Source organism: Isoptericola dokdonensis DS-3 (genome assembly GCF_001636295.1).
Classification (GTDB): Bacteria; Actinomycetota; Actinomycetes; order Actinomycetales; family Cellulomonadaceae; genus Isoptericola; species Isoptericola dokdonensis.
Genome location: NZ_CP014209.1, coordinates 3227961 through 3252639 on the forward strand (window position 1 = coordinate 3227961; position 24679 = coordinate 3252639).

Sequence of the window (24679 nt, forward strand, 5' to 3'; positions counted from 1 at the left end):
GCGAGTCAGCGCACATCGGCGCGAGTCAGCGTGAGCTTCGTTCAGTCAGCGCACCTCGTCCCGACCACGGCCGGACCCCGCGCTGAATCGCTATGTGCCCTTCTTCGTCAGCGGCGGGGTGGTGCCCGTGGTACCGGCGAGGACGCCGTCGAGGACCTCGTCGAGGACGTCGGCCTGGGACCGGGTCGGCGACCAGCGCAGGACGGTGCGGGCGCGGGTGGAGTCCATGACGACGTCGGCGGCGGCCATCTCGAGCCAGCCGGGGTCGATGGGGACCACGCGCGCCGCCGAGCCGATCTTCAGACCGGTGCGGGCGAGGGACAGCGGCACGGGGACGCGGTGGCCTGCGGCGAGGAGGTCGGCGAGGTCCTGTCCGGTGAGGGCGCCGTCGGGGGCGAGGTTGAAGGCGCCACCGTGCCGGCCGACGATCGCGGTGCGGACGGCGGCTGCGGTGTCGTCGGGGTGCAGCACCTGGAGGCGGACGCCGTCGGGGAACGGCACGAGGGGGAACCGCGGCTGCTCGGCGGGCTCGGGCTCGCCCTGCCAGCCGCGCACGAGCCCGCCGACGGCACGCCCGACGGGGCCGGCGGCGACCTTGAGGCCGATCCGCCCCACCGGTCCGAGGAAGTACCGGCCGATCTCGGCGCCGGCCTCGCGCTGCAGCATGATGGCGGGACGCATCCGCGTGACGGTGAGCCAGGGCTCGCGCTCCTCGACGGCGTCGAGCATCGCCTCGACCTCGGCCTTGTCGCGGGCGTAGGGGGAGCCGGGGACGCCGTCGGTGGGCCACGTCTCGTCGATGGCGTGCCCGTCGGTGGGGCCGGGGGAGTAGACGCCCGACGCCGACATGAAGATCAGGTGGGGTACGCGGTGGCGCACGACGGCGTCGGTGACGGCGCGGGCGCCGCCGACGTTGAGGGAGTGCAGCACGTCGGGCTTGCGGGCGGGCTGGATGGCCCACACGAGGTGGACGACGGCGTCGGCCCCGGCGAGCGCCTCGTCGAGGCTCGCGTCGCGGGTGCTGGTGTCGGCGAGGTCGGCGCGCACCCACTCGGCGGTGTCGAACGGCGGCCCCACGGTGCTGGACCCGTCTGCGCGGGGCACGCGCCGGGCGACCCCCACGATCGAGGTCACGGCGGGTTCGTCGACGAGCGCCCGCAGGATGGACGTCCCGACGTTCCCGGTGGCACCTACGACGACGACGCGCATGGGGTGACGCTATCGGCGCGTCCGGGGTGGCGCACGACGACGGTCCAGCGGTGCACCCTGTGCACCTGCGACCGGTGGCCTGGCCTGGGAACACGCCCTGCTCGCGGACGGTGCGGCGGCCCGAGCGACGGGCGGTGGCAGAATCGCCCCGTGCCTGCCCAGTCGACGACCACCCCGGACGGACCCGCCGCGAACGCTGACGTGCCGAGCGTCGAGGACGCGAGGGCTGCGGCGCTCGCGGCCCAGCAGGAGGCCGAACGGGAGGCGCAGCAGGCCGCTGCCGACGCCCGCGAGGCGGTGGCGGCGGCGTTGCGCACGGTGATGACGGGCACGGTCGACACGACGACGCGCCGTCGGGCCGAGTACTCGACGGACGCCTCGAACTACCGGGTGGTGCCTGAGGTCGTGGCGTACCCGACGTCGACGGACGACGTGCTGGCGGCACTGGAGGTGCTGCGCGAGCTGAAGGTGCCGGTGACGGCGCGCGGCGCGGGGACGTCGGTGGCGGGGAACTCGATCGGCCCGGGCGCGGTGCTGGACTTCTCCCAGCACCTGCACACCGTGCACGAGGTGGATCCCGAGGCGCGGACGGCGGTCGTGGACCCGGGCGTGGTGATGTCGTCGTTGCAGCGGGAGGCGGCGCCGCACGGGCTGCGGTTCGGCCCGGACCCGTCGACGCAGAACCGGGCGACGCTCGGCGGGATGATCGGCAACAACGCGTGCGGCCCGCACGCCGTGGCGTACGGGCGGACGGCGGACAACGTGGTCGCCCTGGACGTGGTGGACGGCCGGGGCCGCCGCTTCACGGCGGGCAAGGGGGACGCGACGTTCGCGCAGGTCCCGGGTCTGGCGGACCTGGTGCGCGCGAACCTGGCGCTGATCCGCACGGAGTTCGGCCGGTTCGGCCGGCAGGTGTCGGGGTACTCGCTGGAGCATCTGCTGCCCGAGAACGGGTCGAACCTGGCTCGGATGCTGGTGGGCACGGAGGGCACGCTGGTCACGCTGCTGGGCGCGACGCTGGAGCTGGTGCCGGTGCCGAAGGCGCCGACCCTGGTGGTCCTCGGGTACGCGGACATGCCGTCGGCCGCCGACGACGTGCCGGTGCTGCTGCGCCACGACCCGCTGGCGATCGAGGGTCTGGACGCGCGGCTGGTCGACGTGGTGCGGCGGGCGAAGGGTGCGGACGCGGTGCCGGCGCTGCCGGAGGGTGCGGGCTGGCTGATGATCGAGGTGGGCGGCACGTCGCCGGGGGAGGCGCGCGAGGTCGCCGAGATGATCGTGGGCGCGTCGTCGGCGCTGGGCGCGGCGATCTACCCGGCGGGGCCGGAGGCCACGAAGATGTGGCAGATCCGGGCCGACGGCGCGGGGCTGGCCGGGCGGACGCCGTCGGGCGAGCAGGCGTGGCCGGGCTGGGAGGATTCCGCGGTCCCGCCGGAGAAGCTGGGCGACTACCTGCGCGACCTGGATGCGCTGATGGCGCGCTACGGTGTCGACGGACTGCCGTACGGGCACTTCGGCGACGGGTGCGTGCACCTGCGCATCGACATCCCGCTGGAGACGTCGGGCTCGGTGCTGCGCACGTTCATGACGGACGCCGCGGAGCTGGTGGGCCGGTACGGCGGCTCCCTGTCGGGCGAGCACGGCGACGGCCGCGCCCGGTCGGAGCTGCTGCCGGTGATGTACTCGCCGGAGGCGATCGCCCTGATGGAGCAGGTCAAGGCGCTGTTCGACCCGGACGACGTCCTCAACCCGGGCGTGCTGGTGCGTCCCGCGGCCGTGGACGCGGACCTGCGGCGCCCGGCGGCGCACGCGGTGCCGTCGACGCTGCCGGTGGGGGAGCGCGGCCTGGTCGGTTCGGGCACGCTGCGGGGGATCTCGAAGAAGGCGGGGTACGCGGGCTTCAGCTTCGCGCACGACCACCACGACCTGACCACCGCGGTGCACCGGTGCGTCGGCGTGGGCAAGTGCCGCGCGGACAACCACGCGTCGGGCGGCTTCATGTGCCCGTCGTACCAGGCGACGAAGGACGAGAAGGACGTGACCCGCGGGCGGGCGCGCGTGCTCCAGGAGGCGGTCAACGGCACGCTCGTCGGCGGCCTGGCGGCGCCGGAGGTGCGGGAGTCGCTCGACCTGTGCCTGAGCTGCAAGGCGTGCTCGTCGGACTGCCCGGCAGGCGTCGACATGGCGCAGTACAAGTCGGAGGTGCTGCACCGTACGTATCGCGGGAAGCTGCGCCCGATGGACCACTACGCCCTCGGCTGGCTGCCCCGCTGGGCGCGGCTGGCGGGGGTCGCGCCGCGCACCCTGAACCGCGTGCTGTCGGTGGACTGGGTACGGCGTGCGGTGCTGTGGGCGGGCGGCATGGACACCCGCCGGAAGATGCCGCAGTTCGCGGAGATGCCGTTCCGGCGCTGGTGGAGCCTCGGGTACGCCACGCAGGGCGTGCCCGGGATGGCGTACCGCCAGGAGCCGGGCACGGTCCCGGGCCGGGGCCGGCCGAAGGTCGTGCTGTGGACGGACTCGTTCAGCGACGCCCTCGCCCCGTCGGTGCCGCAGGCCGCCCTCACGGTGCTCGACGCCGCCGGCTACGACGTGATCGTCCCCGACCAGCAGGCCTGCTGCGGCCTGACGTGGATCTCGACGGGCCAGCTCGACGGGGCGCGGCGCCGGCTCGCCGACCTGCTGTCGGTGCTCGGCCCGTACGCGGTGAACGGCATCCCGATCCTCGGGCTGGAGCCGTCGTGCACGGCGGTGCTGCGCTCGGACCTGCAGGACCTGTTCCCCGACGACCCGCGGGCCGCCGCCGTGGGCCGCGCGACGCGGACGCTCGCCGAGCTCCTCACCGACCCGGCCACGGCGCCGGCGGAGGACTCCGGCTGGTCGGTGCCGGACCTCAGCGACGTCACGGCGGTCGTCCAGCCGCACTGCCACCAGCACTCCGTGATGGGCTTCGCCGCGGACCGGGCGCTGCTCGCGGGGGCGGGCGCGACGGTCACCGAGCTGGCGGGCTGCTGCGGCCTGGCCGGGAACTTCGGCATGCAGAAGGGCCACTACGACGTGTCGGTGGCGGTGGCGGAGAACGCGCTGCTCCCGGCGCTGCGGGCGCGGGGCGACGACGACGAGTACATCGCCGACGGGTTCTCGTGCCGCACGCAGGCGCTCCAGCTGGAGGGTGTCGAGGGCAAGGCGCTGGTGGAAGTCCTGGCCGAACGGCTGTGAGCCCGTCCGCTCAGCGGGTCGCCGTTTTGCGGCGGGTGAGCTCGACGACCGCGGAGCGTGCGGGTTCGGGGAGCTCGGGGACGAGCACGACGAGGCTCGACAGGAGCAGGCGTTCGAGCTCGTCGCGCTCGATGTCGCTGCCGCCGAGCCAGGCGGCGGTGAGGTTCTCCACGAGGGCGACCCAGCCGTCGGCGAGCAGGCGCAGACGCTCGCCCGGCGTGAACCCGAGCGTGTCTGCGGTGGCGACGAGCCGGGCCAGCATCCGCCCGCGGACCTTTTGGAGCGCCTCGCCGGTGGCGGGGTCGTCGGCGAGGGTGCCGCGCCAGATGCCCTGCCAGACGTGCCGGTGGGCGGTCACCGAGTCGACGAACCGGGACATGACGTAGGCGGGGCGTTCGGCCAGGGGGCGGTCGTCGGGCTCGAGGGCGGCGTCGAGGTGGGCGACGGCGTCGAGGGCGACGGCGCGGCGGAGCTTCGCGGTGGAGCCGAAGTAGTGGAAGACGAGGGCCTTGGACGCGCCGGCGGCCTCGGCGACCCGGGCGGGGGTGAGGGTGTCGAGGCCGTGGGCCTCGGCCTGCTCGCAGGCGACGGCGAGGAGCTGGCGGTGCCGGTCGGCCGGGTCCTGCCGGGTGTGCGAGGTCATGGTGCCGTTCTACCGCGCTTGTTGACCGTTGGTCAACAGCAGGCGTAGCGTTGTTGACCGATGGTCAACGAAGGAGGGTCGATGCAGGTCGTGCTGGACGGCGTGGCGGTCGACGGACGCCGCGAGCCACTGCTCGCCACGATGGATCTCGCATGGTCGACCGGGGAGGCCGTGCTCGTCGCCGCCGAGCCCGGCCACGGGCACACCGCGCTGGCGCTCGCCGCCACCGGGCGCCTCGCCCCGAGCGCCGGGCGCGTGCTCGTCGACGGCGGCGAGGCCGAACCCGCCGCGCTGCGCACGGTGAGCGCCGTCGTCGACGTCCCCGGCGTCAACGAGCCGGACGACGCACTCACGCTCGCCGACGTCGTCGCCGAGGGGCTCGCCCTCGCCGGCCGGCCGTCCCGGCCCCGCGACGTGCGCGCCTTCCTCGACGAGCGCGCGCTGTCCGGCGACCGGGACCGCCGCGTCGACCAGGTGTCCGGCGCCGTGCGCACCTCCGTCCTTGCCGGGCTCGCCGTCTCCGACCCCGCCGTGCGGTTCGTCGTGCTCACGCTGCCCGACCGCCACGGCGGCGACCCCGCCGGCTGGTGGGACCTCGCGCGCGGCCTCGCGGCCACCGGGCTCGGCGTCCTCGTCGGCTGCACCCGCTCGTCGGCGCGCGACCTCGGCGTCGACCTGCCGCCCGCCGTCGGCGACTCCCGCCACGCACCACCGCGCGCCGTGCGGCGCGAGACCTTCTCGGACGCCCCCGACGTCGCGGAGGAGGTCCGATGACCGCGCTGCTCGCCCGCCTGCTCGTCCCGGTGCGCCTGGGCGCCTCGGAGGCCCGCCGGCTGTCGGCCGGCACGCTGCCGAAGCTGGCGATCCTGGCGATGGCGCTCATCCCGACGCTGTACGCGGGGCTGTACCTGTTCGCGAACCACGACCCGTACGGCCACCTCGACGAGGTGCCCGCGGCGCTGGTGGTGCTGGACGAGGGCACGACCACGACGGACTCCGTCTCGGGGGAGACGTCGGAACGCACGTTCGGCGAGGACGTCGCGGAGGACCTGCTGGACGACGGCGGGTTCGGCTGGGTCGAGACGTCCCAGCGCGACGCGGAGGCAGGCGTGCGGTCGGGGCGTTTCGACGCCGCGCTGGTCATCGGCGAGTCGTTCTCCGCGGACCTGGTCTCGTCGGGGGAGTTCGAGCCGCGGCAGGCGTCGCTGACGCTCGTCACGAACGACGCGAACAACTACCTGGCCGGGACGATCGCGGACACGATCGTCGGTCAGGTGCGCGACGCCGTGGCGCAGGAGGTGGGCACGGAGGCCGCCGACGAGTTCCTGCGGGGCTTCGCGTCCATCCACACGAATCTGGCGGACGCGGTGGACGGCGCGGACCGGCTGCTGGACGGGACGCAGGACCTCACCGACGGCGTGCGGTCGGCGGACGACGGCGCGCACACCCTCGCCGACGGCGCGACGCAGGCGGCGGACGGCGCCGCGGCGCTGGACGCGCAGGTCGCGCCGCTGGCGGACGCCACCTCCCGGCTCGACGACGGAGCCCGGCAGCTCGACGACGGGCTGGGCGACCTCGAGGACGCCACGGCCTCGCTGCCGGCGTCCACCCGGCAGCTGGCGGCCGGGGCGCAGGAGGTCGCGGACGGCAACGACCAGGTGGCGGACCTGGGGCGGCAGGCCGCCGACGCGGCCGGGCAGGTGCTGCCCGCGCTGGACGCGGCCCGCGACGACGTGGTCGCGGCCGTCGCCGACGGGCTGGACGACCTGGTGGCGGACGGGACCCTCACCCGCGACCAGGCGGACGCGCTGGCCGCCGACGTCGCGGACCGCGTCACGCCCGCCCTCGACGACGAGCGAGCCCAGGTGCAGGACGCCGTCGGGCAGGTCGAGGACGCGTCCGGGAAGCTCGACACCCTGGCGGACGGCGCGCAGCAGGTGGCGGACGGCGCCGCGACCCTGGCGGCGTCGACGCCGCAGCTCACCGACGGCATCGCGTCCGCCGCGGACGGGGCGGGGCGGCTCGCGGACGGCACGTCCGAGCTCGCCGCGTCCACGCCCACGCTCCTCGACGGTGTGTCCCGCCTCGCCGACGGCACGACGCAGGTGGCGTCGGGGGCGGGCGACCTCGCGGACGGCACGTCACGGCTCGTCGACGGGGCCGGTGACCTGGGCGACGGCACGTCGGCGCTGCGTGACGGGCTGGCCGAGGGCCTCGGCCAGGTGCCCGACGTCGACGACGACACCCGCTCGGCCACGGCGGACACGCTCGGCGACCCGGTCGAGGTGCGCGACCAGGCGCTGAGCTCCGCGGGGACCTACGGGGGCGGGCTGGCGCCGTTCTTCCTGTCGCTGGCCACGTGGATCGGCGCGTACGTGCTGTTCCTGCTGGTGCGGCCGCTGTCGACGCGCGCCCTGGCGGCGGGCCGGTCCGGCCTGGCGGCGGCGCTGGGCGGCTGGTTCGTCCCGGCCGCGATCGGCGTCGTGCAGGTGGCGGTGATGCTCGGGGTGACGACGTTCGCGCTCGACATCACCCCCGCGCACGGCCTCGCGACGGCACTGTTCCTGGTGCTGGTGTCCGGGACCTTCGTCGCCGTCCTCCAGGCGCTCAACGTGTGGCTGGGTGCGGCCGGGCAGTTCCTCGGCCTCGTGCTCATGCTGGTCCAGCTCGTCACCGCGGGCGGCACGTTCCCGTGGCAGACCATCCCGGAGCCGCTGCGCGCGCTGCACCAGTTCCTGCCGATGACGTACGCCGTCGAGGGGCTGCGACAGCTCCTGTACGGCGGGAGCGTGGCGACGGCCGCGGGGGCGGCGGGCGTGCTGGCGGGCGTGCTCGTCGTGGCCCTCGGGCTGACGGCGCTGGCCGCACGGCGACAGCGGGTCTGGTCGGTGACTCGGCTGCAGCCCGAGCTCGTCCTGTGAGCCGCCCGGCGGGGCCTGCGCGTGTGGGCCCCGGGGTTCGGCATGCTGGTGCCCATGGAGTTCCGTGAGGTGGTCCGCCGGCGGCGGATGGTGCGTCGGTTCGGTCCGGAGCCGGTGGCGGCCGAGGTCGTGGACCGGCTGCTGGAGCACGCCGTGCGTGCCCCGAGCGCGGGGTTCACGCAGGGCTGGTCGTTCCTCGTGCTGGACACCGCCGTGGACCGCGAGCGGTTCTGGGCCGCGACCACCCCGTCGGCGTCGGCACGCGACATGTCGGCGTGGCTGGACGGGATGCGCACCGCGCCGGTGCTGGTCGTGGTGCTCGCGTCGAAGGCCGCCTACCTGGGCCGGTACGCCGAGCCCGACAAGGGCTGGACGGACCAGGAGGAGGCGCGCTGGCCGGTGCCGTACTGGCACGTCGACGCGGGGATGGCGTCGCTGCTGATGCTCCAGACCGCCGTGGACGAGGGCCTGGGGGCCTGCTTCTTCGGCATCGGCGCCGGTGAGCGCCCGGCGTTCGCGGCGGAGTTCGGCGTGCCGCCGCAGTGGGAGCCGACGGGTGTGGTCGCCGTCGGGCACCCGGCGGCGGGCGGTGCGGCGGGGTCGCCGTCGCGGCGTCGGCGCAGGGCGCTGGACGACGTCGTGCACCGCGGGTCGTGGTGACGCGTCCGACGACCGGGCGATCCGGTCACTCGTAGGCGGCGAGCCAGCGGCGCAGGATCCCCTCGAGCGCGGCCTGGTCGGTGGGCGAGAGCTGGTCGACGAGGCGGCGCTCGTTGGCCATGTGCTCGGTGAACGCCGTGTCGATGACGCGCAGCCCGGCGGGGGTGAGGGCGACGACGCGCCGTCGGCCGTCGCCCTCGGCCGGGCGCCGCTCGACGAGTCCGGCGGCGACGAGCCGGTCGAGGCGTTTGGTGACGGCGCCGGTGGTGACCATGGTGTGCTGCGCGATCTCGCCGGGCGCCCGTTCGTAGGGGGCGCCGGCGCGCCGGAGGGTGGCCAGGACGTCGAACTCGCCGAATCCGAGGCCGTGCCGCGCGTAGACGGTGTCGAGCTCGTCGTCGAGGTGCGTGGCGAGCCGGTGCAGGCGGCCGATGATCCCCTGGGGTGCGACGTCGACGTCGGGTCGCTCGCGTCGCCAGGCCTCCTGGATCCGTGCCACACGGTCCGTCGGTGCGTTCATCCCCGGAATATAACTTCCACGGAAGCGATTATTGCTTCCGTGGAAGCCAACTGGAAGTGGGTCGCCCTCACCGCGGTCGCCCCGATCGCCTGGGGATCGACGTACGTCGTCACGCGACAGCTCCTCCCGCCCGACCAGCCGTTGTGGGGAGCCGCGCTGCGCGCCCTGCCCGCCGGGCTGCTCCTGCTGGCCGTCGCCCGACGCCTGCCTCGGCGCGACTGGTGGTGGCGGTCCCTCGTCCTCGGCACCCTCAACGTCGGGGCTTTCTTCGTCCTGGTCTACGTCGCCGCGACCCTCCTGCCCTCGTCCGTCGCCTCGACCGTCATGGCTGCCGCGGCCCTCGTCCTGCTGCTCCTCGCCTGGCCGCTGCTCGGCGAACGCCCCACCCGGTGGGGAGCCGCCGGGGCCGTCATCGGCATGGCAGGCGTCGTCGTCCTCGTCGCCGACGGCGGCGCCGACGTCCCGCTCGTCGGCGTCCTCGCCTCCGTCGCCGCCATGCTCATGTCCTCCGTCGGCTTCGTCCTCACCAAGCGGTGGGCGCCCGACGAGCCGATGGGCGCCGTCACCGCCTGGCAGCTCACCGCCGGGGGACTGCTCCTGCTCCCGGTCGCCCTGGTCGTCGAGGGCGGCCCGCCGCCGGTCGACGCCGCCGCCCTCGGCGGGTTCGCCTACGTCGCCGTGATCGCCACCGCGCTGGCGTTCCTCGCCTGGTTCAGCGGCCTGCGCCGGCTCCCTGCCGGCACCGTCGGCCTCGTCGGCCTGCTCAACCCCGTCACCGGCGTCGTCCTCGGCACCCTGCTCGCCGGCGAGGCCTTCGGCCCGCGCCAGGCGGTCGGCGCCGCGCTCGTGCTCGCCGGCGTGCTGCTGGGGCAGCGCCCCGCGCGGCGGCGGGGCGCACGGCGCGCGGCCGTCGAGGCCCCCGGTCGGCCGGCCTCTCAGCCGGAGCCCGTCGCCTCCGCGACGCAGGCCGCCAGCCGTGCCACCGCCTCGTCCAGGCGGGCGTCCGCCAGGTTGCCGTAGCCGAGCACCAGCGAGCGCGACCGTGCCCCCGGGTGGAACTGGTAGCGCCGCAGGTCCACCAGCCCCACGTCGAGCCGGGCCGCGGCGCGCACCACCTCCGCCGCGTCCGGAGCGGTGGCCGGCAGGTGCGCCAGGAGGTGCAGGCCCGCCGCCAGGCCGGTGAGCCGCACCTCCGGGAGCGCGGCGGCGAGCGCCGCCGACAGGGCGTCGTGCCGCCGCCGGTACCGGCCGCGCGCCGCGCGCAGGTGCCGGTCGTAGCCGCCCCCGGCCAGCAGCCGCGTGAACGTGAGCTGGTCGAGGACCGACGGACCGCCGCCCGGGGCGTCGGCGAACGCGGCCCGCCACGCCGTCGGCAGCACCGTCCACCCCACCCCGACCGCCGGGGCGAGCGTCTTGCTCACCGACCCCAGCAGCACCACCCGCTCCGGGTCGAGGCGTTGCAGCGCCGCGACGGGGCGGCGGTCGTAGCGGAACTCCGCGTCGTAGTCGTCCTCCACGACCAGGCCGTCCGCCGCCCGCGCCCACGCGAGGACCTGCTCGCGGCGCTCGCCGCTCAGGGGCACGCCGGTGGGGAACTGGTGCGCCGGGGTCAGCAGCGCGACCCGGGCCCCGGTCCGTGCCGAGGCCGCGACCAGCGCCTCGACGTCGACGCCGTCCGCGTCCACCGGCACCGGGACGGGTTCGAGCCCGGCGCGGCGGGCGACGTCGCGCAGGACCGGCCACGACGGGTCCTCGACCAGCAGGTGCCGGTGCCCGGCGGCGTGCAGGGCGACGGCCAGCCGGCCCATCGCGTCGGTGGCGCCGCGGGTCAGGACGACCGCGGTGTCCGGGGCCTCCACGAGGCGGGACCGGCGCAGGTGCGCGGCCACGGCCGCCCGGGCCGCGGGGTGGCCCGCCGGCGGCGCGGCGGCGAGGTCGTCGTTGCTCGCCGTGGCCAGGGACTCCCGGGCCGCCCGCAGCCACGCGGCGCGGGGGACGTGCCGCAGGTCGGGGACGCCGGGGCGCAGGTCGTGGCGGGGACGCGGGGGGAGCGGGGGCACCGTGCCCGACGTCGGGGCGGCCGACGCCGCCGGGCCGGCGGGGGCGGCGCGGCGCGGGCGCGGCACGGGCGGCGTCGAGAGCGGCACCCGGGTCCCGGAACCGACGCGGGCCTCCAGCACGCCCTCGGCGACGAGCCGCCCGTACGTCTCGGTGACGACCCAGCGCGAGACCCCGAGCGACTCGGCGAGCAGGCGGCTGGCGGGCAGCGTCGCCCCGGCGGGCAGCCGCCCGGCGGCGACGGCGTCCCGCACCGCGCGCTCGAGCCGGGCGACCCGCGGACCGTCGTCGGCGCCCAGGTCGAGCAGGGTCTCCCAGGCGAGGTCGACCGGCAGATCGGTCTGGTCGGATGCCATGCCAATGGACCGTACACCCGGACCGATCGCTCCGTAGCGTCGTGGACGAAGCGACCCACCCACCCCAGGAGCGAACCATGCGCTACACCACCCTCGGCGACGGCGACCGCGCGTTCGACGTCTCCACCCTCGCCCTCGGCACGATGCTCCACGGCACCGCCGTCGACGAGGAGACGTCGTTCGCGATCCTCGACCGCTACGTCGCGGCCGGCGGCACGTTCCTCGACACGGCCAACAACTACAGCCTCTGGGCGGGCGGCCACGGCCGCGACAGCGAGGACGTCCTCGGCCGGTGGCTCGCCTCCCGCGACGCCCGCGACGAGGTCCGTCTCGCCACCAAGCTCGGCGCCGCGCAGAAGGACCGCAGCAAGCCGTTGTCCTCCACCCCGCCCACCAACTACCAGGGGCTCGGGGCCGACGTGATCCGGCGGGAGGCGCAGGAGAGCCTGCGCCACCTCGGCGTCGAGAAGATCGACCTGCTCTACGGCCACGTCGACGACCTCGACACCCCGCTCGCCGAGACGGTCGGCGCGTTCGGCAAGCTCCAGGCGGAGGGCGTCGTCGGGCTCACCGGCATCTCCAACGTCGCGACGTGGCGGGTCGTCGAGGCCAGGGCCGAGGCCGAGCGGCAGGGCGTGCCCGGCTACTCCGTCGTCCAGGAGAACTTCTCCTACATCTACCCGCCGCCCGTCCCGTCCCGCCAGGACTGGGCCAACGCCGACCTGCTCGACTACGCCGCCTCCACCGGCGTGGACGGCCGGCCGCGACTGTCGGTCGTCGCCTACTCGCCCGTCCACCAGGGTGCGTTCGCCCGGGACGACAAGCCGCTCTACGGCGGCACCGACCGGCCGGGCAACCGGGCCCGGATCGCGGAGCTGCGCCAGGTCGCCCACGAGCTCGGTGCCACGCCGTCGCAGGTCGCCCTCGCCTGGCTGCTGGGCGGCGACTGGCCCGTCGTCCCGCTCATCGGCCCGAGCTCGGTGGCCCAGCTCGACGAGCTGCTCGACGCCGCGGAGCTCGACCTGTCCGCCGACGTGCGCGAGCGCCTCGACGCCGCCTGAGCCGTCGGGTGCCGCCGCCGGAGGTCAGCCCGGCGTCGCCCCGACGTCGACCCGCAACCGGCGCCGCACCAGGGGCGGCAGGTCGTCCCAGTCCGCCAGGGTGTCGAGGTCCAGCGCCGTCCCGGGGCGGTCCACGACGGCGCAGGTCAGTCCGGCGGCAGACGCCTCCCGCTCGTGGGCGGCCCGGGACCCCGCGCCGAACCGGAACGCGAAGCCACCGCGCCCGGCCGACGACGGCACGACCAGCAGGTTGGTGCCCGTGCCGTGCCGGTCGGTGGCTATCACGACGTCGACGGGCTCGGCCAGCACGGCGGCGACGTCGGCGGCGGTGAGCAGCGGCAGGTCGGCGTGCACCACCAGCAGCCGCCCGGGCTCCGCGCCGTCCCGGACGACGGCCCGGGCGTGCTCCAGGGCGGCGTTCAGCCCCGGTCGTCCGGCCGGCTCCGCGACGAGGTCGGCACGTCGCGCGCGGTTCGGCAGCCCGGGCTGCCGATCCGGCGTCGTCCTGCCGACCGGATCCTCGTCCGCCGCCAGCACCCGTCCCACGAACGCCGGGTCGGCGGTCACGACCACCACCCGGTCCACCGCCGCGCACCCGGCCAGCACGTCCAGGACGTGCCGCGCCAGCGCCACCACCAGCCGCCGCCGGGCCGCCGGGTCCAGCGCGGCCGCCAGCCGCGACTTCCCGCTCACCCCGTCGCGCAGCGGCACGACGGCGGTCACCGGGCCGCCCGAGCGTGTCACGCCGGGGTTCGCACGAGCCCGAGCAGCTCGCCGGCCAGGCGTTCGCGGCCCGCCGGCCCGCCCATGATCGTGTCCGTGACGACGACGTCGAACCCGAGCTCCGCGATCGGTGCGGCCAGCGCGGCGTCGGCGTCGTCGATCACCATGACGTCCGCCAGGTCGGCGTAGAGGCGGGCGACGCCGAGGGCGGAGACGTCGTGGCCGAGGGTCTCGAGGATCTGCGCGGCCGGGCCCTTGACCGCCCGGCCCCCCACGATGGGGCTCACGGCGACGCGTCGCGCCGCGGTGGCGCGCACGGCCTCCCGGACGCCCGGCACCGCGAGCACCGGCTCGACCGACAGGAAGGGATTCGACGGCGCCACGACGAGCAGGTCGGCACCCGTCACCGCGTCCAGCACGCCGGGCGCGGGACGCGCGGCCTCGATGCCGTCGAACGTGAGCCCGAGGACGGCGTCGGCGTGCTGCCGGCGCACGAAGTACTCCTGGAACGCGAGCGTGCCCGACGGCGTCCCGACGAGGGTGCGCACCGGGTCGTCGGTGACGGGCAGCAGCCGGGCGTCCACCCCGAGCGACGTCGCCAGCGACGCCGTGACCGCGCTCAGCGGCACGCCCTCGCGCAGCCGGGCGGTGCGCACGACGTGGGTGGCGAGGTCGCGGTCGCCGAGCGTGAACCACGTGTCCTCGCCGAGCCGCGCGAGCTGGTCGAGCACCGCGTACGACTCCCCGGTCAGGCCCCAGCCGCGGTCCTCGTCGTCCAGGCCCGCGAGGGTGTACATGACCGTGTCGAGGTCGGGGGAGACGTGCAGGCCGTGCCGCACCGTGTCGTCGCCGACGTTCACGACGCAGGTCGGGGCGTCGTCGGGCTGCGCCAGCGCGAAGCCGTGCGCGAGGCGGGCGCCGCCGACGCCACCGGCCAGGACCGTCACCGAGATGCTCACGCGACGAGCCTAAGCGCCCCGGCGCGGCACCGGCTCCCGCCTGTACGACGGGCGCCGCCCGGGGGGAGGATGGGCCCATGGCCGTCTTCGCGTTCTCCGTCGCCCCGCTCGGTGCGGGCGAGTCCGTCACCCAGCAGGTCGCCGAGGCGGTGCGCATCGTCCGCGAGTCGGGGCTCCCGAACCGCACGACGTCGATGTTCACCGAGATCGAGGGCGAGTGGGACGAGGTGATGCCCGTCGTCCAGCGGGCCACCGAGGCCGTCGGCGCGGGCGGGCACCGGGTCTCCCTCGTGCTCAAGGCCGACATCCGTCCGGGCCGGACGGGCCAGCTGGACGCCAAGGTCCAGCGTGTCGAGCAGGCGCTGGCGGCCGACGAGCAGGAGTCCGGACACGCGTGACGTGCCGGGCGGGTCCGATCTGTCCGTCCTGGGCGTCACACCCGCCATGTCCGTGACCCAGGCCACCGACCTGGGGTGTTGCAGATCACCGGGAACCCGGCCGTAGGCTATGTCGAATCGCGGCCATGCGGGTCGTGTGCTATCCCGGGAGATCCGCCGTCATGCCACTGTTCGAGGTCGATGCCACCCGGCCCCTCCTCGTCCAGTCCGGGCAGGCCGCCGGTACCGCCGAGCCGGGCCTGGCGACCACCGCGCACCGCGTCGTCGACTCCCACATCGACGGGCTCCTCGGCGAGCAGATCTTCCCCGTCGCGCAGGGGGTCGGGCCCGACGAGCCGCACCTCCTGGCCCTCGACGCGACCGGGTCGCCGGTGGTCGTGGAGCTCGTCGCCGAGCTCGACCGCTCCGCCCTGACGCGGGCCCTGGACCACGCCGGCTGGGCGGGCCGGCTGACGCGCGGCGAGCTCGCGTCCCGGTACCACGGCGGCCCCAACGCGTTCCAGCGCGACATCGCCGCCTTCTACGACTCCGTCCCGATCACGCGGTCCCAGCCGGGACGGTCGAGCGCCCGCCTCATCGTCATCTGCCAGGAGGCCGGGGAGGAGATCCTCAACGCGGTCGACTTCCTGCGCCAGCCGACCATGCCGGTCGAGGTGCTCAAGATGGGCGTCATGCACACGCAGGACGGGCGCCGGTTCGTGGACGTCTCCCCGCTGGTCATCCACCCGGCGTCCGGCGCGACGTCCCCGCAGCTCTCCGGTGCCGCCCCCGCGGCCCGTACGGCGGTCGCGGACGGTGACGGCACCTTCGCCGAGGGCGTCCAGGTCGGCCTCGCGCTGACGGACCGGCAGCCCGTCCCGAGCGTCACGGCCCCGACGGGGGCGGGCACGGCCGCGCAGCCCGTCGTCGCGCGCCCCGCCGCTGCCCGCCGGTCCGAGCGCACGGCCGCGCCGACGAGCCGGTCGGCGGCGCGTGCCGCCGCGGCCGCGGCGGCCCCCGCGGCGGAGGCCGCCCCTGCGGCGCACCCCGCGGAGCGCGCCCCCGAGCGTCCGCCCGCACCCCGCAGCCGCGCCGCCCGCCGCGAGCAGACCGGTCCGCGCAGCCTCGCCCTGCCGGCCGTGCCGCCGGCCCCCGCGCCGGCCGCCTCCCACGCCCCGGTCCCGCCGCCCCCGCCCGCCGCCCCCGAGCCGCCGCGGCGTCGTTCGCGCGCGGACAGGTTCCGGCCAGGTGCCCCCGCTCCCGAGGTGACCCCCGAGCTCGCGGCGTTCACCGCCGCGTCGGCAGGTTCCGCGGAGGACCTCGACCTGGCCGAGCTGGCCCGCCGCACCACGTCCCCGGCGAGCGCCGACACGGCGACCCTGGGCGAGGACTTCGCGCGGGCCGCGGCCCCGAGCTTCCGCCGGTCGGTGCCGCGGGCGGAGCCCGCCCCCTGGGACGCGCCCGCGCCCCGCGCGCACGAGCCGCGGCCCTGGGACCCGCCCGCGCCGCGAGCGGCCGAGCCCGCCCCGTGGGACCGGTCGGCGTCGCGCGCCGCCGACCCGCTGGACACGTCCGTGCCGCTGTCGGCGATGGAGGAGGAGCGGCCCTGGTCGCCGTCGACCCCCGAGCGCTGGACGAGCGCGTCGGACGACCTGCCCCGCCTCGAGGTGCCGCCGCTGGAGGCGCCCTCCTACACGCCGCCGCCGGAGCGCGACCTCTACGACACGGGCGCGACGGCCGTGACCGAGGTCGACGAGGTGGACGGCGACCTCGTCGCCCTGGCGAGCGTGCTGGGTCAGCCGACCCGGCTCGTCTGGGAGCGGCCCCGCCGCCGCCAGCGGTTCGACGCGGTGCTGCACCCCGACGGCGTCATCGAGCTGCCCGACGGCACCGTGTTCCGGCACCCCGACCGCGCGGCGACGGCCGCGTGCGGCGCGCCGACGGACGACGGCTGGAACGTGTGGCGCCTCGAGCCGGAGGGGCTCTCGCTGCTGGAGGCCTACCGGGCGCGGTTCGCCTGACCGGTCGCCCCGGACCCCGTCCCGGCGTGCGTGCCGGCGGGACCGGTCAGGGCAGCACGACGATCTTGCCGGTCTGCTCGCCCGCCGCGAGCCGGGCCAGCCCGGTGCGGACGTCGGCGAGCCGGACCTCGGAGTCGACGACGGGCCGCACCCCGGTGCGGGCGCAGAACCGGAGCAGCGCGGCGAGGTCCTCCCGCGAGCCCATCGTGACCCCCTGGACGCGGATCTCGGTGAAGAACACCCGCGTGAGCTCGGCGGGCGGCGCGTCACCGCTGGTCGCACCGCAGACGACGATCGTGCCGCCGGGTCGCACGGAGCGCACCGAGTGCGCCCAGGTGGCCTGGCCGACGGACTCCACGACGGCGTCGACGCGGGCCGGCAGCCGGTCGCCGGGCGCGACGGCGTGCGCCGCCCCGAGCTCCAGGGCGCGGGCGCGCTTCGCCTCGTCGCGGGACGTCGCGACGACCTCCAGCCCGGCGGCGGCCCCCAGCACGATCGCGGCGGTGGCGACCCCGCCGCCCACGCCCTGGACGAGCACCCGGTCGCCGGGGCGCAGGTCGGCGGCGCGGAAGAGCATCCGGTAGGCGGTCAGCCAGGCCGTGGGCAGGCACGCGGCCTCCGCGAACGACAGCCCCTCGGGCTTGGGCAGGAGGTTGGCGGTGGGGACCGCGACCCGCTCGGCGAGAGTGCCGGGGTACCGCTCCGACAGCAGCGAGCGGCGCTCGCGCGGCCCGACGCCGTGGCCGTCCGCACCGATCACCCCGTGCACCACGACCTCGCTGCCGTCCGGCGTGACCCCGGCGGCGTCCGTGCCCAGGATCATCGGGAGCTGCTCGGCGGTGAGGCCGACGCCGCGCAGGGACCACAGGTCGTGGTGGTTGAGGCCGGCGGCCCGCACGTCGACTGTCGTCCAGTGCTCTCGTGCCTCCGGCTCGGGCCGGTCGGTCACCTCGAGGGCGTCGAGGGGGGAGTCCGGGGCGAAGCGGGCGACGGTGGCGGCGAGCATGGAGCCACGGTAGACCACCTGCTGGACGTGTCCGGCGACCCGGCTAGGTTGGACCCCATGCCTGACGACGTGCACCCCGGAACCTCCGAGACGGCCGTTCCCCGGTCGGACGCCGAGACGTCCGCGCTGCTGGAGGCCGCGCAGCGGGACGCCACGCTGCTGGCCGACCGCCTGGCCCGGCGGGGCCGGGCGGCGAGCGCGCTGGACCGGGCCTCCGCCGACGTGACGGCGATGCGACAGCGGCTCGCGGACGAGTCGGCGGACGTGGCACGGCTCGAGTCGTTCAGCGCGACCCGGGTGTGGGCGGCGCTGCGGGGCGACCGGGCCGAGCGGCTGGACGCCGAACGGGCGGAGCAGCAGTCGGCCGAGTACGCGGTGGCCACGGCGGAGGCGCGCCGGCGGGCGGCGGAGGCGGAGCTCGCGGTGGCGGAGCAGGCGATCGCGGCGCTCGGTGACGTGGCGGGCCGCCGTCAGGAGGCGTTCGTGGTGCGCGAGGCGTGGCTGTCGGCGCGCGGCGGACCGGTGGCCGCCGAGCTGGCCGAGGTCGCCGCGACCGTGGGCCGACGCCGGGCCGAGGTCGTGGAGATCGCCGAGGCGGACGCCGCGGCCCACCAGGCCGGCTCGGCGCTCGGTGCGGCGGCCGACGAGCTGCGCAGCGCGAGCGGCTGGTCGACGTACGACACGTTCCTCGGCGGCGACTGGATCGCGAGCATGGCCAAGCACCAGCGCCTCGACCAGGCGTCCGACCTGGTGCGGGCGGCCGACGCCGCCCTCGCGCACCTCGCCGTCGAGCTCGGCGACGTCGGCGAGCGCGGGGTGGGGCCGATCGGCGTCGAGGGCCTCGCCCGCACCTTCGACATCTGGTTCGACAACGTGTTCAGCGACTGGGCGGTGGCGAGCCACATCAAGGACGCGCAGGACCGCGTGGCCGAGGCGCTGTCCGCCGTCGACCACGTGCGCCGCCGGTTGGCGGAGCGCCGGGAGGCGGTCGCCCTCGACCTGACCGCGCTCGCCCGCCGTCGCGAGGAGCTGCTGCTGGCGTGACCTCTCAGGCGGGGCCGACGTCGAACATCCAGGGGACGCCGTACCGGTCGGTGAGCTGCCCGAAGTGGTCGCCCCACGGCGCCTTCTCGAACGGCAGGACGTCCGTCGCGCCGGCGGAGAGCGCGGTGACGGCGGTCCGGACGTAGTCGAGGTCGGCCTCGGACCCGGTCAGTGCCACGGTCACGCCGGTCGTGGGGGTGGCATCGGGCATGGACGACGGGGTGTCGGCCGCCATGAGGACGAGGCCGTGCTCGGTCTCGAGCTGGCCGTGCATGACGAGGTCCTGCTCGGCCGGGTCGTCGCTCATGCCGGGCATGGACCCGTACGTCATGATCTCGACCTCGCCGCCGAGCGCGGACCGGTAGAACTCCAGCGCCTCGCGGGCCTCGCCCTTGAAGTTGAGGTACGGGTTGAGACGGACCATGGTGACCTCCGGGGGACGGGTGCCGCCGTCGTCGGCGACGTCCACCACGCTAGGCGCAGCCGCCGACACCCGCCCGGCACCTCGGGCCCGGGACGTGGCGCGCGGCCGGTGGGGCTAGACAACGTCCGCGCGGGCGACCTCGCCGAGGAGGTCGCGCACCAGGGGCCCGAGCTGGTCGTGCTCGATGAGGAAGCCGTCGTGCCCGAAGTCCGAGGTGATGGTGTGCACGGGGACGTCGTCGCCGAGCGCGGCGGCGACGCGGGCCGACTGCGCCGGCGGGAACAGCCGGTCGCTGTCGACGGCCACGACGAGCGGGCGGGCGGTCACCTGGGCGAGCGCCGCCTCGACGCCCCCGCGGTCGCGGCCGATGTCGTGGGTCATCATCGACTCGGTGAGACGCAGGTAGGAGTTCGCGTCGAACCGGCGGGCGAGCTTGTCGCCGTGGTGGTCGAGGTAGGACTGCACGGCGTAGCGACCGTCGACCAGGGGGTCCTCGCCGCCCTGCGGGAGGCGGCCGAACCGCTCGTCGAGCTCGTGCGCGGTGCGGTACGTCGTGTGGGCGATCTGCCGGGCCACGGCGAGCCCGGCGTGCGGGCCCTCGCCGTCGGGGGCGTCGTAGTAGTCGCCGCCGTTCCAGCGGGGGTCGGCGCGGATGGCGCCGAGCTGCGGGTGGGCCCAGGCGATCTGGTCGCCCGAGGACTGCGCGCACGTGGCGACGGCGGCGAAGGACCGCACCTCGATCCCGGCCTCCGGGCCGAGGATCGCCCACTCGAGCACCCGCATGCCACCCATGGACGCGCCGACGACGGCCGCCCAGCTCTCGATGCCGAGGAGGCGGGCGAGCTCGATCTCCACCATGACCTGGTCGCGGGTGGTGACCCGCGGGAACCGGCCGCCCCACGGGTGTCCGTCCGGTGCGGTGGACGACGGCCCGGTCGTGCCCTGGCAGCCGCCGAGCACGTTCGGTGCGACGACGAAGTAGCGGTCGGTGTCGACGGGAGCGCCCGGCCCGATCATCGACTCCCACCATCCGGCGGTCGACTGGCCTGGTCCCGCAGCACCGTGGACGTGCGCGTCGCCGGTGAGGGCGTGCAGCACGAGGACGGCGTTGGAGCCGTCGGGGGCGAGCTCGCCGTAGGTCTCGTAGGCGACCCGTACGTCGGGCAGCCGGGCTCCGCTCTCCAGGTCGAACGTGCCGACGTCGGCGAACCGCCGGTCGGCGACGGGGTCGCCCTCGCGCCAGGCGCCCGACGCCGGCACGGGACCGGCGGGAGGGCGGCGCGGACCGCGCGGCGCCCGGAGGGCGGGTGCGGCCTGGGTGGCGCGGGTCGGTGCGGTCATGCACTCGACGGTAGGCCCCCGTCGAGCACCTGCCTACCTGATCTCACGATGCGGGACCACATTCTGAGACGAGCGGCCTCCGGGGCTGTCGACGGCGTCGTCCGTCGGGACCTCGCCCACCAGCAGCAGGGGACGCGTCGGCAGCGGGTGCAGCCCGAACCGGGTGTACAGCCGCACACGGTCGGTCGACGCCGCGACGGCGGCCACCGTCTCGCCCGGTGACGCGAGGTCCAGGACATGGGCGGCCACCTGCCCGAGGCCGCCGCGCACGTCAGGTGCTGCCGCGGTGGACACCAGCCAGTCGGCCGCCCGGAAGGCGCGGACGTCCTCCCGGCGCTGGGCGGCGGACGCCCCGCGTGCCGCCGACGCGTGCACCCGCAGGATCCGGACGTGGACCCGCGCCGTCTCGGCCAGCACCACGAGGATCGCCGCCACCGGCCAGGACAGCACCGCCACCACCACGGCGGAGAACGCGTCACCCAGCTCGACCAGGACGCTCAGCGCGCCGACGAACAGCCCGACCGTGGCGCCCCCGAGGACGGCGAGCAGCAGCGCGCGGGCCACGCTCGCGACCTGCGCCCGCAGGCCCTGGCGCACGACCCGTGCGACGACGTCCGCGCCGTCGTGGACCCAGCCGCCCTGCAGCACCAGGAGGACGACCCAGACGGGCCAGGTCACGACCGCGAGCACGCCGGTGCGCGCCGGGGCGAACGCCCGGCCGAGGGTCGCCGCGACGCGAGGCACGTCCTGGAGGCGGACCGGGGACAGCGAGGTGGACGGTGCCCCGACGGGCGTGTTCAGCACGGCGGAACTGTAGTCCCTGGGCCGGCGTCGCCGCCGCGGCGGCTCAGGGGCGCAGCAGCACCTTCGTCGCCCGCCGCTCGTCCATCGCCGCGTACGCCTCGGCGGCGTCCGCCAGCGGCATCTCGGCGTCGAACACGAGACCCGGCCGGAGCGCCCCCGACAGCACGTCGTCGAGCAGGGTGGCCATGTGGGTGCGGGCCGGGGCCATGCCACCGCCCACCGTGATGTTGCGGCCGAACAGCTGGCGCACCGGCAGGGTGGGGCCGCCGTGCGGCACCCCGACGAACCCGACCCGGCCGCCGCCGCGCACGGACGCCAGGGCCTGCGCCATCGACTCCTCGGTGCCCACGCACTCCAGCGCCGCGTCGGCGAGGTCGCCGGCCAGGAGGGCGCGGAGTGCCGCCACGCCCTCGTCACCACGCTCGGCGAGGACGTCCGTGGCGCCCAGCTCGCGGGCGAGGGCCGCACGGTCGTCGTGGCGGGACATCGCCACCACCCGCTCCGCGCCGAGGCGCCGCGCCGCCGCCACCGCGCAGAGACCGACCGCGCCGTCACCCACCACGACCACGGTGTCCCCGGGGCCGACCCCCGCCGACACCGCCGCGTGGTGCCCGGTGGACATGACGTCGGACAGGGCGAGCAGGTGCGGCAGCAGGCCCGCCGCCTCGACCTCCGCCTCCGTGCGCCCCACGGGGAACAGCGAGTGCTGGGCCAGCGGGATCCGTACCCGCTCGCCCTGTGCGCCGTCGACGGGGTGGCCGTCCCGGTCGGTCGAGCCGAAGAACGTCACGACGTCGCACGCCGACGGGAACCCCGCCCGGCAGGACTGGCACCGCCCGCAGCTCAGCGAGAACGGCACGACGACCACGTCGCCCACGGTCGCCGACGTCACCTCGGAGCCCAGCTCCTCGACGACCCCGACCAGCTCGTGCCCGATGGGGTGCGGGGACCTCGTCGGCGCGACCCCGCGGTACGACCACAGGTCGGAGCCGCACACGCAGGCGGCCAGCACCCGCAGCACGGCGTCGTGCCCGGTTCGGAGCACTGGGACGGGGCGGTTCTCGACGCGGACGTCGCGGGCGGCGTGGATCACGGTGGCGAGCATGGGCACCACCGTAGGCGGGCGCGGCCCGCGTGCGCGCCGTGAGCCTCGCCGGGGACGAAGCAGGCCGGCAGCCGCGCACCACCGGCAGGAGTCCCTGCCCGGGTCGACGTGCTGCCGGCCTCGGCCGACGGTCGGCGGTGCCGACGGTGCTCTCAGTGGGTGTTGTACCCGGCGTCCTTCGCGCGCTGGAACGAGCGCTCGATCTCCGCCTGGGCCTCCTCGCGGCCGACCCAGTGGGCGCCCTCGACGGACTTGCCCGGCTCGAGGTCCTTGTAGACCTCGAAGAAGTGCTGGATCTCCAGGCGGTGGAAGTCCGAGACGTCGTCGATGTCCTGGCGCCACGCGGCGCGCTGGTCGCCGAGCGGCACGCACAGCACCTTGTCGTCGCCGCCGGCCTCGTCGCGCATGCGGAACATGCCCAGCGCGCGGCAACGGATCAGGCAACCGGGGAACGTGGGCTCCTCCAGCAGGACGAGAGCGTCCAGCGGGTCGCCGTCCTCGCCGAGGGTGCCCTCGATGAACCCGTAGTCGTCCGGGTAGCGGGTGGAGGTGAAGAGCATGCGGTCCAGACGGATGCGACCGGTCTCGTGGTCCACCTCGTACTTGTTCCGCTGTCCCTTCGGGATCTCGATGGTGACGTCGAACTCCACTGTTCCTCCAGTCGTGGGTGCTTGCGCGCCCCCTCAGTGTGCCATGCGGGGCCTGTCCGACAGCCGCGGCGGAGGCCCGACGAGGGGTCGGAACGTGCGAGAATACGCCCTGACGAACCTGCTTGTGACCAGGTTCACGGACGGGGGAGGTCGAGCGGATGGCGTGGCGGCTCAGGGTCGGCGCCACCGTGGTCACCGTGCTCGCCGTCTTCGGCGGCTACCTCGTGGCCGACGCCTACGACGTCGTCCCCGGCATGGTCACCCTCGACCCGCCCTACGAGGACCCCGCCCCGTTCCCCTCGGCGCCCGGCGCCACGACGGGTCCGAGCCCTGCCGTGGCCGTCCCCGCGCTGCCCGAGGACGCTCCCGTCCCCGGTGCCGACGAGGTCGGTGACCTGGTGTCCGACGTCGCGGGCGACTCGCGGCTGGGGAAGCGGGTCGGCATCGTGGTGGCCGACGCCGCGACCGGCGACACCCTCGCCTCCGCCGCGCCGGAGACCCTCATGATCCCCGCGTCGACGCAGAAGATCCTCACCGCGGTCGCCGCCCACGTGCGTCCCGGCGGGGAGGTCACCCTCCCCACCCGCGCCATGCTCGAGGGCGACACCCGCGTCGTCCTCGTGGGCGGCGGCGACATGATGCTCGCCGCGGGCGCGGGGGACCCCGACGCCGTCAACGGCCGCGCCGGGCTCGGGGACCTCGCCGCGCAGGTCGCCGCGCAGATCACCCTCAGCGGCACGGACACCGTCACGCTCGCCGTCGACGACACCCTCTTCACCGGGCCGGCCGTCGCACCCACGGTGCGCGCCAACGACGTCACCGACGGCTACGTCGCGCCCGTCGCCGCGCTCGCCGTCGACGTCGCCCGCCTCACCGACGACAAATACGCGCCGCGCGAGGCCGACCCTGCGATGGCCGCCGCCGAGGCGTTCGCGGACGCCCTCGCCGACCACGGTCTCACCGTGCGCGGGCAGATCACCCGGGACGCCGTCGCGTCGTCGGCCCGCGAGGTCGGGCGCGTCGAGTCCGCGCCGCTCGGGCAGATCGTCAGCTACCTGCTCGAGGAGTCCGACAACACGCTCACGGAGGTCGTGGGCCGCCTCGTGGCGATCGACGCCGGTCTGCCCGGCTCGCAGGACGCCGCGATCAGCGAGGTCCTGGCCGTCGTGGAGGGGCTCGGAGTCGACCTCGACGGTGCCGTGCTCACCGACCTGTCCGGGCTCGGCACCGGGTCACGGCTCTCGGCCCGCCAGCTCGTCGACACCCTGGAGATCGCTGCCGCCGACCCGGCGCTGCGCGAGACCGTCACCGGGCTGCCCGTCGCCGGCATGGAGGGCACCCTCGCCGACCGGTTCCCCGACGGCAACCCCGGCCGCGCGTTCGCCAGCGCCAAGACCGGCAGCCTGCCCGACGTCCGCTCCCTGGCCGGGACGGTCGTCACCGCCGACGACCGGCTGCTGATCTTCGCCGTCGTCGCGGACCGGATCCCCGAGGGCGGGTCGTTCGGCGCCAACATGATCTTCGACGACCTCGTCGGCGACCTCGCGTCCTGCGGCTGCACCGCCGAAGGTCCCTGAC

The 24679-nt window shown here is 76.0% G+C and carries 22 protein-coding genes; 10 read left to right on the top strand and 12 right to left on the bottom strand.

The window, feature by feature from the left end; all coding sequences use genetic code 11:
• Window positions 1-90 precede the first annotated feature (90 nt).
• Window positions 91-1209 (bottom strand): NAD-dependent epimerase/dehydratase family protein, encoded by a 1119-nt coding sequence (locus I598_RS14795; protein ID WP_068203734.1) that lies wholly within the window; start codon window positions 1207-1209, stop codon window positions 91-93.
• A gap of 321 nt (window positions 1210-1530) precedes the next feature.
• On the opposite strand from I598_RS14795, the gene I598_RS14800 reads away from it, so the two are divergent.
• On the top strand, window positions 1531-4428 hold the full coding sequence (locus tag I598_RS14800) for an FAD-binding and (Fe-S)-binding domain-containing protein (protein ID WP_083973624.1): 2898 nt from the start codon (window positions 1531-1533) through the stop codon (window positions 4426-4428).
• 10 nt (window positions 4429-4438) lie between these two features.
• Here the strand turns inward: I598_RS14800 and I598_RS14805 are convergent, their stop codons facing one another.
• Window positions 4439-5071 (bottom strand): TetR/AcrR family transcriptional regulator, encoded by a 633-nt coding sequence (locus tag I598_RS14805; protein WP_068203739.1) that lies wholly within the window; start codon window positions 5069-5071, stop codon window positions 4439-4441.
• 60 nt (window positions 5072-5131) lie between these two features.
• Here I598_RS14805 and I598_RS14810 point away from each other — a divergent pair, with 60 nt between their 5' ends.
• From I598_RS14810 to I598_RS14820, 3 genes are read left to right on the top strand one after another with little or no spacing between them, the layout of a single operon-like run.
• Window positions 5132-5845 carry a hypothetical protein gene (locus I598_RS14810; RefSeq protein ID WP_232314178.1) on the top strand — a complete coding sequence of 238 codons (714 nt, stop codon included), beginning with the start codon at window positions 5132-5134 and terminating at the stop codon, window positions 5843-5845.
• A complete protein-coding gene (locus tag I598_RS14815; protein WP_068203744.1) occupies window positions 5842-7992 on the top strand; it encodes a YhgE/Pip domain-containing protein in 2151 nt (716 codons plus the stop codon). The genes I598_RS14810 and I598_RS14815 overlap by 4 nt, the downstream gene beginning before the upstream one ends.
• 54 nt (window positions 7993-8046) lie before the next feature.
• Complete coding sequence (locus I598_RS14820; protein ID WP_068205330.1) at window positions 8047-8652, top strand: nitroreductase family protein; 606 nt, start codon at window positions 8047-8049, stop codon at window positions 8650-8652.
• A 25-nt stretch (window positions 8653-8677) separates the two neighbouring features.
• Here I598_RS14820 and I598_RS14825 read toward each other — a convergent pair whose 3' ends face one another.
• A complete protein-coding gene (locus I598_RS14825) occupies window positions 8678-9172 on the bottom strand; it encodes a MarR family winged helix-turn-helix transcriptional regulator (protein WP_068203746.1) in 495 nt (164 codons plus the stop codon).
• A 39-nt stretch (window positions 9173-9211) separates the two neighbouring features.
• Between I598_RS14825 and I598_RS14830 the strand changes: the two genes are divergently transcribed.
• On the top strand, window positions 9212-10192 hold the full coding sequence (locus I598_RS14830; protein ID WP_068203748.1) for a DMT family transporter: 981 nt from the start codon (window positions 9212-9214) through the stop codon (window positions 10190-10192).
• On the opposite strand, the gene pdxR is transcribed toward I598_RS14830, so the two are convergent.
• A complete protein-coding gene (pdxR, locus tag I598_RS14835) occupies window positions 10108-11586 on the bottom strand; it encodes a MocR-like pyridoxine biosynthesis transcription factor PdxR (RefSeq protein ID WP_068203750.1) in 1479 nt (492 codons plus the stop codon). The genes I598_RS14830 and pdxR overlap by 85 nt on opposite strands.
• A 77-nt stretch (window positions 11587-11663) precedes the next feature.
• Here pdxR and I598_RS14840 point away from each other — a divergent pair, with 77 nt between their 5' ends.
• The gene (locus I598_RS14840; protein ID WP_068203756.1) at window positions 11664-12647 is read left to right on the top strand and encodes an aldo/keto reductase; all 984 of its coding nucleotides are present in this window, start codon (window positions 11664-11666) and stop codon (window positions 12645-12647) included.
• Between the two features lie 24 nt (window positions 12648-12671).
• Here the strand turns inward: I598_RS14840 and cofC are convergent, their stop codons facing one another.
• On the bottom strand, window positions 12672-13370 hold the full coding sequence (gene cofC, locus I598_RS14845; protein WP_083973374.1) for a 2-phospho-L-lactate guanylyltransferase: 699 nt from the start codon (window positions 13368-13370) through the stop codon (window positions 12672-12674).
• A 17-nt stretch (window positions 13371-13387) separates the two neighbouring features.
• Window positions 13388-14329 carry a 2-phospho-L-lactate transferase gene (gene cofD, locus I598_RS14850; RefSeq protein ID WP_232314179.1) on the bottom strand — a complete coding sequence of 314 codons (942 nt, stop codon included), beginning with the start codon at window positions 14327-14329 and terminating at the stop codon, window positions 13388-13390.
• Window positions 14330-14406: 77 nt separating this feature from the next.
• Between cofD and I598_RS14855 the strand changes: the two genes are divergently transcribed.
• A complete protein-coding gene (locus I598_RS14855) occupies window positions 14407-14727 on the top strand; it encodes an MTH1187 family thiamine-binding protein (RefSeq protein ID WP_068203758.1) in 321 nt (106 codons plus the stop codon).
• Window positions 14728-14888: 161 nt separating this feature from the next.
• Window positions 14889-16727: a restriction system modified-DNA reader domain-containing protein gene (locus I598_RS14860; RefSeq protein WP_068203759.1), complete on the top strand. Its 1839-nt coding sequence runs from the start codon at window positions 14889-14891 to the stop codon at window positions 16725-16727.
• 46 nt (window positions 16728-16773) lie between these two features.
• Here I598_RS14860 and I598_RS14865 read toward each other — a convergent pair whose 3' ends face one another.
• Window positions 16774-17733 (bottom strand): zinc-binding dehydrogenase, encoded by a 960-nt coding sequence (locus I598_RS14865; RefSeq protein ID WP_068205332.1) that lies wholly within the window; start codon window positions 17731-17733, stop codon window positions 16774-16776.
• A 57-nt stretch (window positions 17734-17790) separates the two neighbouring features.
• Between I598_RS14865 and I598_RS14870 the strand changes: the two genes are divergently transcribed.
• Window positions 17791-18777, top strand: coding sequence for a hypothetical protein (locus I598_RS14870; protein ID WP_068203760.1), 987 nt, complete (start codon window positions 17791-17793; stop codon window positions 18775-18777).
• A 4-nt stretch (window positions 18778-18781) separates the two neighbouring features.
• Here the strand turns inward: I598_RS14870 and I598_RS14875 are convergent, their stop codons facing one another.
• From I598_RS14875 to I598_RS14895, 5 genes are all read right to left on the bottom strand, one after another.
• A complete protein-coding gene (locus tag I598_RS14875) occupies window positions 18782-19246 on the bottom strand; it encodes a VOC family protein (RefSeq protein WP_335583266.1) in 465 nt (154 codons plus the stop codon).
• A gap of 69 nt (window positions 19247-19315) precedes the next feature.
• The gene (gene metX / locus I598_RS14880) at window positions 19316-20542 is read right to left on the bottom strand and encodes a homoserine O-acetyltransferase MetX (protein WP_083973376.1); all 1227 of its coding nucleotides are present in this window, start codon (window positions 20540-20542) and stop codon (window positions 19316-19318) included.
• Window positions 20543-20575: 33 nt separating this feature from the next.
• Complete coding sequence (locus I598_RS14885; RefSeq protein WP_068203762.1) at window positions 20576-21346, bottom strand: hypothetical protein; 771 nt, start codon at window positions 21344-21346, stop codon at window positions 20576-20578.
• A 43-nt stretch (window positions 21347-21389) separates the two neighbouring features.
• Window positions 21390-22451, bottom strand: coding sequence for a zinc-binding dehydrogenase (locus I598_RS14890; protein WP_068203763.1), 1062 nt, complete (start codon window positions 22449-22451; stop codon window positions 21390-21392).
• A gap of 152 nt (window positions 22452-22603) precedes the next feature.
• Window positions 22604-23101 (bottom strand): inorganic diphosphatase, encoded by a 498-nt coding sequence (locus I598_RS14895; protein WP_068203765.1) that lies wholly within the window; start codon window positions 23099-23101, stop codon window positions 22604-22606.
• A gap of 158 nt (window positions 23102-23259) precedes the next feature.
• On the opposite strand from I598_RS14895, the gene dacB reads away from it, so the two are divergent.
• Window positions 23260-24678, top strand: coding sequence for a D-alanyl-D-alanine carboxypeptidase/D-alanyl-D-alanine endopeptidase (gene dacB, locus I598_RS14900; RefSeq protein ID WP_068203766.1), 1419 nt, complete (start codon window positions 23260-23262; stop codon window positions 24676-24678).
• Window position 24679 lies beyond the last annotated feature (1 nt).